This is a genomic window from Dellaglioa sp. CoH-55-MRSF-8, from assembly GCF_056782195.1.
On record NZ_JBXAYH010000005.1, the window covers coordinates 25,920 to 41,293 of the forward strand.

A 15,374-nucleotide genomic window follows, 5' to 3' on the forward strand; every position below is an offset into this window, starting at 1 on the left:
CACAAAAATTGTCTAGCGGTACAGTTATCATCAATTTGATTGTTATCTTTGTGACATTATTTGCAGCAGCATTCTTCGTTGCCGCAGAATTTGCACTTGTCCAAGCACGTCCAAGTGCCATCGAAGCTGATATCGAAGCAGGTATTGGAAATCGAAAAAAACAAGAAAGAGCATTAAAAATGCTTAACCATTTGAATGAATACCTTTCAACAACACAGGTTGGTGTCAGTGTTGCTGGTATTATTCTGGGTTGGGTTGGTGAAAAAACCATTGAATTTTTACTTGTAGATGTGCTTAAACTATTCCATTTTGCTTCTGAATCAGGGTTAAATATCATTGGCGCAATTATCGGGGTTTTAATCCTTACTTACGTTGAAGTGGTTTACACAGAAATTGTGCCTAAAAACTTAAGTATCGATATGCCCGTTCAAGTTTTAATGGTTGTTATAACACCATTACGCTACTTTCATCTTGCCTTTTACCCATTAGTTTGGTTATTAAATAACTCAGCAACACGTGTTGCTAAAATGATTGGTATTACGCCAACTGATGAAAATAGTGAAGTTTTTACTCAAAAAGAAATTTTATCTTTATCTCAAAATGCCGTTTCAGGTGGTGAATTAGATAGAGATGATTATGTCTATATGCAACGTGCCTTTGATTTAAATGACAAAATTGCTAAAGATATTATGGTCGATCGAACAAGTCTTTATGTCGTAGATATTACAGATACTGTGCACGATGTCGTTAAAGATTATTTACATCAGGGTTATAGCCGTTTTCCAGTAGTTGCTAACAATGATAAAGATAAAATTCTTGGTTACGTCTATATCTACGATTTAGTTAGACAAGCTGAGATTGATGATACTGTCTTAATTAGTAAACTACTTAGAACAATTATTACAGTACCAGAAACAACACCTATTAGAACATTATTAAGCCAAATGATTAGTAAACAAACACCTATCGTTGTTGTCCTTGATGAATATGGTGGTACAAGTGGTATTGTAACGGATAAAGATATTTATGAAGAATTATTTGGAACGGTTAAAGATGAAATTGATGACGTTTCAAGTGAATACATTATCAAAAATGATGATGGTTCATATAATATTAGTGGTAAAACGACTTTATATGATTTCGAACGCTTCTTTAAATTTAAAAATAAAGCGATGAAAGCATCTGAAAGTGTTACATTAGCAGGTTTCATTCTCGAAAATCATAAAGTTAAATTAAATGATGTCATCAAGTTTGATGCTTTTGAATTTAAGATTATTGAGTTTAAACGTAACTACATTGATTGGTTTAATGTTAAACATACGACGACTCAGGTAGACGCAATTGAAGAACAATGAACTGATAAGAAATAATTTAGTCATTACTAATTGGAGGGAATTTTATATTTATGCCTACTCGTAGAGAACTATATCAGCAGGAATCAATTGCAGATTCCACTTCTAATCCAAGTAAAAATCGTCACTCATCGTTGCCAAAAAATGGTAAGAAAAAACCAAATAAAAAACGTCGTCGTTTAATTCTTCTTTTATTGCTCTTACTTTTGGTCGGTGGCGGTATTTATGCATACAGAGCTTACGCAAACGCAAAAAAAGCAGCTGATTCAATTTATACGCCGACAAAAGTCGCTAAAGCTAGAAACGTTTCTTCAGTCTTAAAATCAGGCTATCCAATTTCAATTCTCCTTTTAGGAACCGATGATGGTGCGTTAGGCCGTGCAAAAGTTGGCGGTCGAACAGATACCTTAATTGTCGCAACTTTAAATCCTAAAACGGAATCAATGACGTTAGTCAGTTTACCCCGAGATGCAGAAGTTGCGGTTTCTGGTTATGAATCAGAATTCCCAAGTAAATTAAATTCTGCCTATGCTTATGGTGGTCCTGCTTCTGCTGTTAAAACAGTCGAGAAATATTTGAACGTCCCTATTGATTTCTATGCAACCATTAATATGGGCGGACTCGAAACATTAGTTAATGCGGTTGGTGGCGTTGATGTCACACCACCACTATCGTTCACCTATCAAGGTGCACACTTTAAAAAAGGTGTTAAAACTCATGTTAATGGTGCAGATGCATTATCTTATGCCCGAATGCGTCATGAGGATCCACTTGGTGATTATGGCCGTCAAAAACGTCAACGCCAGATTATCATGTCTGTTGCCTTACAGAGTACAAACTTACAAAACTTATTAAATCAAAAATTCTTAGACACGATGTCTTCTCAATTGAAAACAGATTTATCATTTGATGATTTAGTGACTCTAGGAACTAGCTATCGTGTTGCCACGCACCATTCAAAATCTGATCACCTACAAGGAACTGGAACCATGATTAACGGTGAAGCTTTTGAAGTCGCTGATACACCAGAGAAGCAACGTATTACCGATAAACTTAGATCTGCCTTAGATTTAGTTAAAGCAGAAACGGGCAATACTTTATTAACAAATTCAACAATTAACACAACTCGAAAATAATGACCTATACACTACTCGCATCATCAAGAAGGCAACTTCTGATGATGCTTTTTTATTTATATTGATTAAATTTCATATAGAAAATAGGTCCGTAAAAAAAATTTATTTTATTCATACATTTCATTTGTAAACGGTACCATAAAGTGTAATAATAGATGGTACAAGATACTTTGTTATTTAAATGAAAGTGGGGATTTATATTATGTCAGAAAAAATTAAAGCATCAATTGCAATGTTAAAGGTATTACAGGATTGGAAAGTTGAAAATGTCTATGGGTTACCCGGTGGATCATTCAATACAACAATGCGTGCTCTTGAATCAGAAAAAGAAAACATTAATTACGTTCAAGTACGTCATGAAGAAGTTGGGGCACTTGCTGCTGCCGCTGAAGCAAAACTAACTGGTAAAGTTGGGGTTGTCTTTGGTTCAGCAGGTCCTGGGGCAACACATTTATTCAATGGTTTATATGACGCACAACAAGACCATGTTCCTGTTCTTGCTTTAATCGGTCAGGTTGCTTCATCTGCAATGAACATGGATTCATTCCAAGAAATGAACGAAAATCCAATGTTTGCTGACGTTTCTGTCTATAATAGAACAGTTATGACTCCAGAAAGCTTACCTCGTGTAATTGATCAAGCTATCAGAACAGCTTACCAATACAAAGGTGTAGCAGTTGTTACAATTCCAAATGACTTTGGTTGGATGGATATCGACGCTGACAGTTATTACGCTTCAGGTCACAATTACACAACACCTATTTTACCTGAACCAAATGATTCAAAAATTAAAGAGGCTTTAGCACTTATTAAAGAAGCTAAACAACCTGTTTTATTCGCTGGTATTGGTACAAAAGGTGCTACTGATGAAGTAATTGCTTTCTCTGAACATTTTAAAATGCCTGTAATTATTACAGCTATCAATAAAGGAACTGTTCCTGATAGTTATCGTGCTAACTTAGGGTCAACTTACCGAGTTGCAACAAAACCTGCTGATGAAGCAATTGCTGCCGCTGACTTAGTTGTCTTTGTAGGAGCTGATTTACCTTTCTCACAAACTAAAAAAGTCTTAAAACCCGATATGAAATTTATCCAAATCGATATTGATGCATCAAAAATTGGTAAACGTCATGCAGTTGATGTCGCTTTACTCAGTGATGCTAAGAAAACATTAGCTCGCTTTGTTGAATTAGCTGGTGCTCCTGTTGAAAGTCGTCCATTCTTCGATGCAACTATTGAAGATATGGCTAACTGGCGTACTTACCTCAAGAAATTTGAGGACAAGACAACAACACCACTTCAACCTGCTTCTGTCTTTAAAGAAATCAACAAACATGCCACAGGCGATGACATTTTCGCAGTTGATGTTGGTAATGTTACAATGAATAGCTTACGTTACTTAGATATGAATCCTAAACAAAAATTCACAACATCTGCCTTATTTGCAACAATGGGTTATGGTATGGGTGCAGCAATTGCTGCTAAATCAGCCTTCCCTGACCGTCAAGTCTTTAACCTTGTCGGTGATGGCGCATTTGCTATGATTGTTCAAGATTTATTAACACAAGTAAAATACAAACAACATGTCATTAATATTGTCTTCTCTAACCAACATTTTGGTTTCATTCAAGATGAACAAGAAGATGAAGGTCAACCATTCTATGGTATTGATTTCAATGACGCAGATTGGGCACAAGTCGGAAGCGCTATGGGTACGCTTGGTATCTCAGTTTCTACACATGACGAATTAGTTGCCGCATTTGAAACAGCTATAAAAGCAGAAGGTCCTGTTGTTATTGATGTTAAAATCACTGACGACCGTGCCATCCCTGTTGAAGATTTAGCTGTCGATCCAAAACATTTCTCAGCTGAAGAAATCGCTGCTTACCGTAAACGTTACGAAGCAGAAGACTTACTTGTCTTAGATGATTTAATCGAGAAATACTCAAAATAATGCCCTCACGAATAAAATAGCTATTCCTAAGAGATAGTTATTTTTAAATAACAAAAGACTGTAATGAAGATAACTATCCTCTTCATTACAGTCTTTTTTTTTGGGTTCTATTTTAATTTTACAGGTAGATCTTTTTTTGAAACTTCTTCCCATGAAATAACACCTTTTTTTTCATTATAGGCTAATTTTAAATAGGCGCCTTGACGTAACGGTCTTTCTTTATTCCCATTAAACGTTAATTTCTTAGCTTCATTTTTAGTATTATAAGCCATTTGATTATAGCTATAATCGGCATACGTTTTTCCATTTTGATCCTTTTTAACCACTTTTTTACCTGTTTCTGTTATCTGTGTGTAGTAATCCTGAGTTGAGTAATTAGTCCTATAGTATAAGTACCCGCCGCCAACTAATAGAATAGCGATAATTAATACAATTATTTTTTTCATTTATTCTACCTCCTTTTATTTAATTCATAATCTCAAATAACCATGCATTAAACCACTAATTTGACTTGTACTAATCGAAGATTATCAAAAAATTATATTATAATCCTTTTTTACTCATTTAATTCTATATAATGATACAATACTAACCATACAAACATTAGGAGGTTACGATTATGACAAAAACTCACCAACTAGTTAATAGAAATGAAGTACCTGAAGCACTAACATGGGATTTAACAGCCATTTATCCAAATGATCTTGCATTCCAGACGGATATCGATTTAGTTCGTGACCTCGTTCAAACCTTTGTTTCTACTTACCATAGCCATTTAGGAGAACTAGCTCCAATTAGTACCGCCTTCAATGACTTGGAAGATATTTACACTCGCTTATCACATATTGAACATTATGCATTTTTACAGCAAGCAGTTGATATTACTGATGCAACAGCCAATCAGTTAATGCGCGATTTTGAAGCACTTTCTGCCGAAATTACGACAAAACTGGTTTTCTTTGATATTGAATTACTAGAAAATCCAGTTAAATTATTGGACGACGTTGTTGCAACAAATCCAAAATTAAAAGCTTATATTCGTCAATTAAAGAAACAAAAAGAATTCCAGTTAAGTCCTGAGGTTGAACAAGTCCTTGCGACCTTCCAACCTAATTTTTCTGCACCAGAATCAGTTTACGGTCAAACTCGAGCAGCTGATATGGACTTTTCTGATTTTGAAGTAAATGGTGTGACATATCCAATGTCATTTGTTTTATATGAAAATACGTACCAATACAATCCAGACGCAGCTATTCGTCATGCAGCATTTAAAAGCTTCTCAACAACATTAAATCATTATAAGCATACAATTGCGGCTAACTATTATAATCAAGTATCTATGGAGAAAAGAATTGCTACTTTACGTGGCTATCATTCAGTTTTTGATTACTTATTAGCAGAACAAGAAGTTGACCGTTCATTATTCAATCGTCAAATTGATACAATCATGACTAAATTAGCACCTGTTATGCAAAAATACGCTGCACATGTCAAAGAAGTTCGCGGTTTAGATAAAATGACCTTTGCTGATTTACAAATCGATTTAGATCCTGATTTCGCACCAGAAGTTTCAATTGAAGAAGCTAAGAAATATGTCAACGATGCAGTTGCGCCACTTGGATCTGACTATCAAGCCATGGTTGCTCGTTCATTCCCAGAACGTTGGGTTGATTTTCCACAAAATATTGGTAAGGAAACGGGTGGCTTTGAAACAACTCCTTATGGCAAACATCCTTATATTTTAATGTCATGGACGAACGAATTAGCCGATGTCTATACTTTAATTCATGAGCTCGGTCATGCAGGGCAAGCCATTTTAACACAGGATAACCAATCAATTTTGGGTAGTGAACCTTCTACTTATTTGGTTGAAGCGCCTTCTACATTCAATGAACTATTACTAACAAGTTCAATTGAAAATCAATCAAGTGAACCTCGCTTAAAACGTTTTGCTTATTCAAAAATGTTAACGAATACTTATTTCCATAACTTTGTGACCCATTTACTTGAAGCAGCTTACCAACGTGAAGTTTATCAACTCATTGACGCTGGACAAGGATTTGATGGTGATCAATTAAGTGAAATTAAACGTCATGTCCTTGAAGCATTCTGGGGACCAGATGTTGAAATAAATGACGGTGCTGAACTAACTTGGATGCGCCAATCACACTATTACATGGGCCTCTATTCATACACATATTCAGCAGGTCTTGCCATTTCAACACAAGCACACTTGAACTTATTGAAAGATCCAGAAAATACGACAGAAGCTTGGCTTGCCTTCTTAAAATTAGGTGGCGAATTAGCCCCAATTGAAGCAGCTAAAGTTGCAGGCGTTGATATCACTACGGATGAACCTCTCAATCAAACAATTCAATTTTTAGATGATACCGTGAATAAAATCATTGCTTTAACGAAAGAAATTTAAAAATAAAGGAGAGACACTAAAAAGTTTAGTGTCTCTCCTTTATTTTTTATGCAGGTGGTGTGTTACTTAATACCCATTTTACCTGGGCTGTATATGAACCGCGATGGATTTCACTTGGATCTGCTTTAACCAAAACACCCGCATCTTTGTCCCATGGTACGGTTGTCGTTTTTGTCGTTGATGTTCCTGACAAAATTTCAAGACTTGCCGAACCTAAAACTTGAGCCTTATCTCCGGCTGTTGCTCGATACACAATCGCATCTTTAATTGTATTACTATCTGAAGTAAGATCACTTGCTGAAACTGACAACTGCCAAGTCCCAGGTAATGATGTTTCTAATGCTACAGAAAAATCAGTTTGACGAGGTAATATTGTCGTTTTTCCTGGAATTTTAGTTGTCCCAAAATTTAAACTACCGTTAGTTGTTAGTCCCATTTTACCTGAAACAACGACAGTAATAGTTTTCACGTCAGATTTATTACCGTCTGTATCGACAGCATAAACAGTTAAAACATGACTACCAATTGCTAAGTTATCTGGTAATTTGTAAGTTCCAGAATGGTCCTGACCAGCTTTTACGTTATCATATGTTTCCATTAAAACAGGTGCATTTGACCCTTCTTGATAGTACGTTTTAATGGTTGCACTATCATCAGACTCATGGTAACTCAAAGAATAAGGCGCATTCACTGTTGTACCACTATCATCTAAAGTAAACGTTGGTTTATTAGAGTTCACAATAATATCAGCCGTATATGACGTTGTTTGGTTCCCATATTGATCAGTTGCCATCACAGTATATGGGTTTTTACCAACCTTTAATTGACTACTTGGAACGCTAACACTAAATTTACCGTCTGTTCCGACGTTAGCTGATACTGAGTAACTACCATTGACTTTAATTGCTGCAGTTGTCGTTCCTGCTGGGAAAGTTCCCCCAAGACTTGAAACTACTGTTCCGGCAATAGTTGCTGCTTCATTTTGATTAACCTTGATGTCATTAATTCCTGATATCGTTAATGTTCGTGTGCCTCCAATTGTGAATTTGGCTGCATTTGATTGGATAACCGCATTAGATCCAGAAAATTCACTTACTGGACTATTAACAACTGTATCGGCTGCAACTTTGTCAGCAGTTCCTGTAAGTGTTACTTTTGCACTTGAATACTTAGCTGTTGATAAATCATTCTTAAGGACCTTAACAATTGCCCCATTTGACATCTTTGTTAAATCAATGGTTTCTGAGTCCGTTGCTGCCCCTGAATAAGTAATTGTTCCCGTTTTTAACGTCACATTATTGGGAACCTTCAAGCCAGCACTAATTGTTTTCCAATCTTGTTTACCACCTAAATATTTTAAATTTGTTACAAAATCTAATGAATCTCCAGAGTGTACTAGACCATCATTAGTAACATCTTTATTTTTTTGAGTTGTATCTGTTACTGTCTGAGTTGCAGTTGCATCAACTAAACCTGGAACTTTTTCAAACATTATCAAGTTAGTTTCATAACTACCACCCGTTGATCCAGTAAATCCCCAACGAACTGCGCCATTCGAATTGAATTTAGCCTTATCAATTGACACAGTCGCGCTCTTACCTGTTGTCATAACATTTGTTTTTGGATTTTTATCATCAATTGTGTAAGTCATAGAGCCTGTTGTACTCGTTCCAGCAGAATATTTCAACGTCAAATGATGCCATAACGCGTTAGATAGATTTGCTCCGTAATCAATTAACCCAAGGTGATTTTGATAGTAAAAATAGGCGGTGTGTATTGGAAAAAAACCCGAGTCTTTACTATCCCGTGTATAACTATTAGTATCTGCAGGATAACCACTAGCTATGTGATTACCTGTGACAGCAGTATAATCAAAGCTATTCCCGGAAGTTTGACCCCCATTATTAAAGGTATCGAACTCTAACGCCCAACTGTTTTGTATCCCTGTTTTAACTAGTTTCGAAACATCACTATAACCTGATGTTGTTCCAAAAATACCCTCAGGTAGTATATCATTAGCCCAAACACCTAATGTTTCACCACTACCAGTTGAAATAGCTGCATTTCCTTTAGCATCATTTTGTAATACTAATGCCATACCATCTCCGGCTGCAGCGCCTCCATTACCAAGATATACCCACATTGACGCTGTTGAATCTTTGTTCAAATCGAATGTATTACCATCAGTTGACCAAACAGCTGCCTTTTGATCTTTATTATCAGTAATTGTTACGACCGATTTTGTAGCAGCATTTGCATCCGTTGTTATGACATTTCCAGACGTTAAATTAACTGTTTTACTAACTTCAGATACACCAGCCCCAGTTCCGCGTTGAAATATACCATTCAAAGTGATCCCACTTGGCGCGGTCTGTATTGCATAATTATAATCTGTTTCTGCCGACACACTTGAAAAAGTAGCTAAGAAAGTCGCCGCTAAAACAAACACTAATAAATTTATTTTTTTATGATTAATCCCCATAACCCGCACCCCATTCTCTATCTTTATTACTTATAGTATACGCTTAAATAGAATTAATATTATCCATAAATTTCTTATAAACGCTCATTATTTGATGGTTTTAGGGTCCTTTTCAGGTAATAGTTATTTAATCCTGTATGCCAATTGGTATACCAGTATTCGTCAGCTATAATGTATCATTAAATAAAAAAGTAAGCTTACAATATTGTAAGCTCACTTCAATTTAATACCTAATAAAGCAACTAAAATTGTTGCCTGGTAAGCATTAATCGTTAATCCACGAACCAGCTTAGGATCCAGTATAACTGTTTCAAATTCACTCTCAGAGAAATCCACAGACTTCATGTTGGTCTCAATAAAATCGCAACCTTCAATATTACTTTCAGGGAATGTTAATTTCTTCTTGATTTCAACCGCTTGAAAACTGGTTTCTTTTAAATCACAACGTCTAAATTCAACTTCTTGGAAATTAGCGACACTAAAATTAGAATAGCTTAACTGACAATCTCTAAATGTCGTTTCTTTAAAAACAGTACGATTAGAAAAGTCACACCCCATCATCCGACAGCTTTTAATTTCAGTTCTAAAAAAATAACTTTCATTAAATTCTGCGTTCAAAAACTCACAATGATCAATTACAGTATCTAACCATTCGCTACGCACAAAGTCAGTTTGTTCAAAGGTACAATGATCAAAAGTGACTGAATCAACTCGTACTGTCTCAAAAGAAGCCTCAATCGTACAATTATGGTAAGTTAATCCATATCTAATATCATCAAATGAAATGGTTTGTCCTTCAACAACTTGATTATCCAAAATAATTCACTCCTAAATGTTTACTTAAAACGCTATTTATAAATTTTAACATATTTATTCACAAATACTTAAGACCTTTTTTAGTTAGAAGATAATAAAAAAGATAAATCAGATTATTCTGATTTATCTTTTCTTTAACCTTTATTTTCTTTTTTATCCTTTTTAATAAAGAATAATAGTAGTGCTCCTAATATTAGAACGAATCCTACTAAGACAACCATCACAGATTTTTCTTCATTTGTCTGTGGTAAAATACCACCTACAGATGATACTGAGCCTTTTATGTCTTTTTCAGGATTAACAGTCGTTTTTCTTTCAGGTACACTAGTTGGTTGTGTCACTTTGGTATTCTCTTTAAAACCGATAGTCACATTCGTAGAACCGGCTTCGGTTGTTGCCGCACTAACCATTTGATTAGTATTCAGCATGACAACTCCCAAAAGTAACATTGCTATAATCATAATCTTTTTCTTCATGAGACTAACCTCCCCCAAGGAATACTTTAAAGATTCTTGTTAAAAAGCATTATATAGTGATTGCCACCATATAATGCTTTTTAAACAACTTATTTAAGCAGGTACGTCAGAAAGTGTCCAGTTCATTTTTGTTGAGTAAGCTTCTGCTTTAGCAACACCAGCAGGGACAGTTAATGAAATGTCTCCAGCTGCAAGTGTATCAACAGTAACACCACTACCAGTATCTTTAACAGCATTTAAAGCAACGCCAGCTGTTGTTAAATCTGTAACAGCATTTGAAACAGCTGTAGTTGTTCCAGTTGTTGCTTCAGCAACAACTACTTTACCTTTGCCTGTTGAAAGAACAGCACCAGTTAATTCATCACTACCACTCTTAAATTGGTCAGCTTGAACAGAAAGTGCCCAACCAGCATTTGTTCCACGAACATCCCCAACTTCAATAGCAAGATCTTTTGCTGATTTAACAGTCAATGCTTTTGTAGGAATTTCAATATCTGAACCAAAGTCTACTGTTTTTGTAGCGTAGACAATAGCAAGGTTACCACTATTACCAGTTCCACCACCATCACCAGGATCTGTTGGGTCTGTTGGGTTTGTTGGGTTAACTGGAGGGATTACTTGTCCTTCATCGCCAGCCTTAAACGAAACACTAGCATCAGTTGATGCACCTTGAGCAAGTGTTGCTGCATTTACATGACTTGAAACTGCTAAACCTGCACCTAAAATTGTTGCTGCTAATAATGCACTTGTTAAACCTTTTTTCATAATCTAATCCCCCATAATTCTATCTTTTTTATTGTAAATAATTAAACAGCTGGTGTATCTGATAAAGTCCATGTTAACGTTGAAGCATACGCGATATCTGCTTTAGCAACGCCAGCTGGAATTGTTAATTTAACATTTTCTTTTTTAATGTTATCAACGTTAATACCTGCACCAGCGTCTGCTGTAGCACCAAGAACAACCCCAGAAGTTGTTGTATCAGCAATTGCTGATGACACTGCATGGTTAGCTGTAGAACCATTACCAACTGAAACAGCACCTGCGCCTAAACTAATTGCAGCGCCGCCAAGTTTTTCTGATTCATCAGCGTTAGCTAATTGCTTAGAACTTACTGATAAAGTCCAACCAGCATTTGTTCCACGAACATCACCAACTTCAACTGCAACATCTGTATCAGACGTTAAGTTAACCGTATTTGCCGTAATTTCATTTTCAGTACCAAAACTAATTGCTTTAGTAGCATAGATAATAGCAAGATTACCACTGTTACCAGTATTACCGTTATCCCCAGGTTCTGTTGGTTTTGTTGGATCTGTTGGGTCAACTGGAGGGATAACTTGTCCTTCATCGCCAGCTTTAAATTGAACACCAGTTGTTGTTGTTGCAGGTGTCATATCAGCAGCGTTTACGCTACCTGATACTGCTAAGCCTGCACCTAAGATTGTTGCTGATAATAATGCACTTGTTAATACGTTTTTCATAATTTATTTCCCCCGAATTTGTTATTTAATTTAAACAGCTGGTACGTCTGAAAGACTCCAGTTTAACGTTGTTGCATAAGTATCAGCTTTAGCTGAACCTGCAGGAATTGTCAAAGTCATGTTGTCTGCACGAATCTTATCTGCATTTAAACCAGCACCTTCGCCTGTTTTAGCTGATAAGACAGTTCCACCATCAGTAACCGCTGCAACTGCAGCAGCTGATGCAGGTGTTGGTGTAGCACCGGTACCAATTAAGGTATTATCACCTTTACCTAAAGCTAAGACAGCTCCAGCTAATTCGCCAGACTTTGTACTTTTGAATTGATCTGCTTTAACTGATAATGTCCAACCAGCATCTGTTCCTCGAGTATCGGCAACTTGAAGAGAAATAAAGTTACTACCTTTAAGGTCTTGTTTACTTGCTGAAACAGGTACAGTAGTGCTAACAGAACCAGTTCCATCATCTTTTGGAATCCCAAATGTTACAGCCTTTGTTGCATATACAATTGCTAAAGGACCAGCATGTCCTGTTTCACCGCCACCACCATCACCAGGATCTGTTGGGTCAACTGGGTCTGTTGGGTCAACTGGGTCTGTTGGATCTGTACCTGGTGTAAATGTTACTGAACCGTCAGTTGTTGCACTATCTGGTAAGACAGTATCTGCAGCATTTACGTTACTTGATACTGCTAAACCTGCACCTAAAATTGTTGTTGCTAATAATGAACTTGTTAAACTTTTTTTCATAATATATTTCCCCCAAATTTTTTTAATATTTCACCCGACTCTAACCTAATTAAGCAGGAGCGTCAGTCAATGTCCAAGTTAATGTTGTTGAGTATGCAGCAGCATGTGCTGTACCACCAACAACCCCTAAGTTAATACCCTTTTGTGCATAACTTGTTGTAGTTTCCCCTGCACCTTTGTCAACAGGTGCACTAATTGTTGCACCACCATCTAAGACGTTGCCTGTAGCTGTTGCTGTTACCTCAGGTACGTCACCAATATTATTCGATGCAGTACCATCAGGGAGTGACAATGTAGCACCTTCTAGTTCTACAGATTTAGCTGTAGGATCAGCAACAGTATCTACAACACTCATAAATGGTGTACCACTAACCTTAACGCTCCAACCAACAAATGTTCCACGAAGATCACTAACACTTACATTAATACCACTATTTGAATTTAATGTAGTATTCGCTGCAGAAATTGCTTCTTTACCAAAATCAACTTTACTTGTGACATTTGTAATTGACAATGATGCACTATTAGGATCTGTTGGATCTATTCCGCCAGCTGTAAACGTGGCACTTGCCGTTGTATCTTTTGATGTAGCAGTATCTGCTGCAGATACCTTACTTATTGTTCCGAAACCTAATACCACACCACTAATCATTACTGTTGTTAATAAAGTTTTTTTCATCATTGTTTCCCCCATTTTTCGTATACACTCACTATAGTCGATATTTGACCTAAAAACGGTCAATATTTCATGGTTAAGTGTTTTCTTTTGACAGTCATAATTACTTAATTCTTATTTAGTTATTCTTTTCTATAAAATTATAATACCAAAATTATTTCATTTAAAACGACCAACATTTACGTGTTAGGTGTCATTTTTTGACGTTATTTTACTGGGACACTTGATAATGTCCAATTCAAGTCTGCTTTATAGGCAGTTGCTCTAAGCTTTGATGGATCTGCCTTTAACAAAATACCGGTTCCATCATCGTTAAACTCCTTTCCTGTATCATTTACACCATTACCTGATAAAACGGTTATGCCAGCATCATTAATGATTTGCTCTGTAGCATTGGCATCACTTTTAAAGACCAAAGCATCTGGATCATCAGTTAATCCTGTTGATTTTACAGTCAACACCCAGTTACCGGCATCCACAGCTGAAAGGTCCACATTAAGACCAATTAATGGTGTTAAATTGGTTTTTTCATTTGGTATTTTAATTTTATCTCCATAATTTAAATTATTAATGCTATTAATTTTTAACGTTTTAGTTGGTTTTTTAACATTAAGGATGAATTTTTTAACAGTCGCATTACCTTGATCATCCGTTGTTGTGACGGTTATTGTATGTTGTTTAACCGTCAAGTCGGTCATCTTAATCGTATTAGTATGATCTTTACCTAGCGTTTTACTATTATCGTACTCCTCCTTATATTGACTGGTGTGTGCTACATCACCATAAGAATCTGTAATTTGAGTTGTTAAGGTCGTTGCATGATCACTATTCACCGTGTAGCTCACTGGGTACTCAGTACTTGCGACATCAACTACTGGGATATCCGTATTAGTCGTACTGTCTAATTTATCGCCTGCAATTGCATCTACTTTAATCTTAGGATTTGGTATGGTTACAATGATAGTTCCCTTAGTTGGAAAACTAGTTCCCCCACCTATTACTCTTGTAGCTGTAAGCTCAACTTTATTTTCCCCAATTGCTAGATCAGAATTTTTAATTGTAACTGGTGCTTGCATGAGTGTTTCTATTGGATCATACGATGTTGGATGAAAAGGTGCGTAAATTGTTGCCGTACTATCTGGTTTGGTTACTTGCACATTGAATACGTAGTTATCTAAAGATACGGCAGGATAGTACCCAGGTGATCCTTCTGGTGTTCCTGAGCCATCAACGCTATTTCCATTACCCGCATCATCCTGACTATAAAATAGGTCAGCTAACGCTGCATCTGCAGGCATTATTGTTGATTCTTTGCTAAGTACATCGTCAATGCTAATCGTTTTTTTACTTCCACCCAGAAACATCCCTACAATCTCTGCATTTTTATAATCATCAAATAACGTACGTGTTGTGCTACTTTGTTTTTTAGCCTGTTCTACTTGTTTCTTTTCGTCTTTTTGACTATCTAGTTTTTCACTAGATAGTGTAGACGACGCTGATTCTGAACTTGTTGCATTTGTCGTATCAACTTCTGAATCTATTTTTTCATCAGATACACTACTACTTGAGCTACTAGAATCTGCCTTATTTGATTCTGTTGATTCACTTAATACATTTTCTAAAGTTTGCTCTTTTATAGTCGCAATACTTGAACTAGTTGCTTCTTCTTGTTCACTTGCTGATATAGTTTCATTCAACGCTGTTCCCCCGAACAACATCATCGCACACAAACTACCTATCACAATTCTATTTTTTGGTTTCATAATAATCCCCCAGGATTCTCTTTTTAGTTTATGTCGTTAACCAATTACCGTTATAATATC

Annotated in this window: 13 protein-coding genes; 4 read left to right on the plus strand and 9 right to left on the minus strand. The window is 36.1% G+C overall.

The annotated features are described in order from the left end of the window. Positions 1-8: 8 nt before the first annotated feature. The 3 genes from AC1RPW_RS06005 to spxB all read left to right on the plus strand — a co-directional run bounded on the left by AC1RPW_RS06005 (position 9) and on the right by spxB (position 4,442). A complete protein-coding gene (locus tag AC1RPW_RS06005) occupies positions 9-1,355 on the plus strand; it encodes a hemolysin family protein (protein ID WP_481761744.1) in 1,347 nt (448 codons plus the stop codon). 50 nt (positions 1,356-1,405) lie between these two features. Continuing rightward, a complete protein-coding gene (locus AC1RPW_RS06010; protein ID WP_481761745.1) occupies positions 1,406-2,488 on the plus strand; it encodes an LCP family glycopolymer transferase in 1,083 nt (360 codons plus the stop codon). A gap of 202 nt (positions 2,489-2,690) precedes the next feature. Continuing rightward, complete coding sequence (gene spxB / locus AC1RPW_RS06015; RefSeq protein ID WP_481761746.1) at positions 2,691-4,442, plus strand: pyruvate oxidase; 1,752 nt, start codon at positions 2,691-2,693, stop codon at positions 4,440-4,442. Between the two features lie 107 nt (positions 4,443-4,549). On the opposite strand, the gene AC1RPW_RS06020 is transcribed toward spxB, so the two are convergent. Then, entirely contained in the window at positions 4,550-4,888 is a 339-nt protein-coding gene (locus AC1RPW_RS06020) for a YxeA family protein (protein WP_481761747.1), read from the minus strand. Positions 4,889-5,061: 173 nt separating this feature from the next. Here AC1RPW_RS06020 and pepF point away from each other — a divergent pair, with 173 nt between their 5' ends. Then, positions 5,062-6,870, plus strand: coding sequence for an oligoendopeptidase F (gene pepF / locus AC1RPW_RS06025; protein WP_481761748.1), 1,809 nt, complete (start codon positions 5,062-5,064; stop codon positions 6,868-6,870). A 46-nt stretch (positions 6,871-6,916) separates the two neighbouring features. Here pepF and AC1RPW_RS06030 read toward each other — a convergent pair whose 3' ends face one another. The 8 genes from AC1RPW_RS06030 to AC1RPW_RS06065 all read right to left on the minus strand — a co-directional run bounded on the left by AC1RPW_RS06030 (position 6,917) and on the right by AC1RPW_RS06065 (position 15,314). Further along, complete coding sequence (locus AC1RPW_RS06030) at positions 6,917-9,352, minus strand: hypothetical protein (RefSeq protein WP_481761749.1); 2,436 nt, start codon at positions 9,350-9,352, stop codon at positions 6,917-6,919. 213 nt (positions 9,353-9,565) lie between these two features. Next, on the minus strand, positions 9,566-10,168 hold the full coding sequence (locus AC1RPW_RS06035; protein WP_481761750.1) for a pentapeptide repeat-containing protein: 603 nt from the start codon (positions 10,166-10,168) through the stop codon (positions 9,566-9,568). Positions 10,169-10,302: 134 nt separating this feature from the next. After that, positions 10,303-10,644 carry an LPXTG cell wall anchor domain-containing protein gene (locus AC1RPW_RS06040; protein ID WP_481761751.1) on the minus strand — a complete coding sequence of 114 codons (342 nt, stop codon included), beginning with the start codon at positions 10,642-10,644 and terminating at the stop codon, positions 10,303-10,305. 93 nt (positions 10,645-10,737) lie between these two features. Continuing rightward, on the minus strand, positions 10,738-11,409 hold the full coding sequence (locus AC1RPW_RS06045; RefSeq protein ID WP_481761752.1) for a WxL domain-containing protein: 672 nt from the start codon (positions 11,407-11,409) through the stop codon (positions 10,738-10,740). Positions 11,410-11,450: 41 nt separating this feature from the next. Next, positions 11,451-12,128: a WxL domain-containing protein gene (locus tag AC1RPW_RS06050; protein WP_481761753.1), complete on the minus strand. Its 678-nt coding sequence runs from the start codon at positions 12,126-12,128 to the stop codon at positions 11,451-11,453. A 30-nt stretch (positions 12,129-12,158) separates the two neighbouring features. Continuing rightward, the gene (locus AC1RPW_RS06055) at positions 12,159-12,875 is read right to left on the minus strand and encodes a WxL domain-containing protein (protein ID WP_481761754.1); all 717 of its coding nucleotides are present in this window, start codon (positions 12,873-12,875) and stop codon (positions 12,159-12,161) included. 49 nt (positions 12,876-12,924) lie between these two features. Further along, the gene (locus tag AC1RPW_RS06060) at positions 12,925-13,557 is read right to left on the minus strand and encodes a WxL domain-containing protein (protein ID WP_481761755.1); all 633 of its coding nucleotides are present in this window, start codon (positions 13,555-13,557) and stop codon (positions 12,925-12,927) included. A gap of 200 nt (positions 13,558-13,757) precedes the next feature. Then, the gene (locus AC1RPW_RS06065; RefSeq protein ID WP_481761756.1) at positions 13,758-15,314 is read right to left on the minus strand and encodes a hypothetical protein; all 1,557 of its coding nucleotides are present in this window, start codon (positions 15,312-15,314) and stop codon (positions 13,758-13,760) included. Positions 15,315-15,374 lie beyond the last annotated feature (60 nt).

What these genes read in the sequence shown, in the direction of transcription:
- AC1RPW_RS06010 (WP_481761745.1), top strand. Translation starts at nt 1,406, where the DNA reads ATGCCTACTCGTAGAGAACTATATCAGCAGGAATCAATTGCAGATTCC.
- spxB (WP_481761746.1), top strand. Translation starts at nt 2,691, where the DNA reads ATGTCAGAAAAAATTAAAGCATCAATTGCAATGTTAAAGGTATTACAG.
- AC1RPW_RS06020 (WP_481761747.1), bottom strand. Translation starts at nt 4,888, where the DNA reads ATGAAAAAAATAATTGTATTAATTATCGCTATTCTATTAGTTGGCGGC.
- pepF (WP_481761748.1), top strand. Translation starts at nt 5,062, where the DNA reads ATGACAAAAACTCACCAACTAGTTAATAGAAATGAAGTACCTGAAGCA.
- AC1RPW_RS06030 (WP_481761749.1), bottom strand. Translation starts at nt 9,352, where the DNA reads ATGGGGATTAATCATAAAAAAATAAATTTATTAGTGTTTGTTTTAGCG.
- AC1RPW_RS06040 (WP_481761751.1), bottom strand. Translation starts at nt 10,644, where the DNA reads ATGAAGAAAAAGATTATGATTATAGCAATGTTACTTTTGGGAGTTGTC.
- AC1RPW_RS06045 (WP_481761752.1), bottom strand. Translation starts at nt 11,409, where the DNA reads ATGAAAAAAGGTTTAACAAGTGCATTATTAGCAGCAACAATTTTAGGT.
- AC1RPW_RS06050 (WP_481761753.1), bottom strand. Translation starts at nt 12,128, where the DNA reads ATGAAAAACGTATTAACAAGTGCATTATTATCAGCAACAATCTTAGGT.
- AC1RPW_RS06055 (WP_481761754.1), bottom strand. Translation starts at nt 12,875, where the DNA reads ATGAAAAAAAGTTTAACAAGTTCATTATTAGCAACAACAATTTTAGGT.
- AC1RPW_RS06060 (WP_481761755.1), bottom strand. Translation starts at nt 13,557, where the DNA reads ATGATGAAAAAAACTTTATTAACAACAGTAATGATTAGTGGTGTGGTA.
- AC1RPW_RS06065 (WP_481761756.1), bottom strand. Translation starts at nt 15,314, where the DNA reads ATGAAACCAAAAAATAGAATTGTGATAGGTAGTTTGTGTGCGATGATG.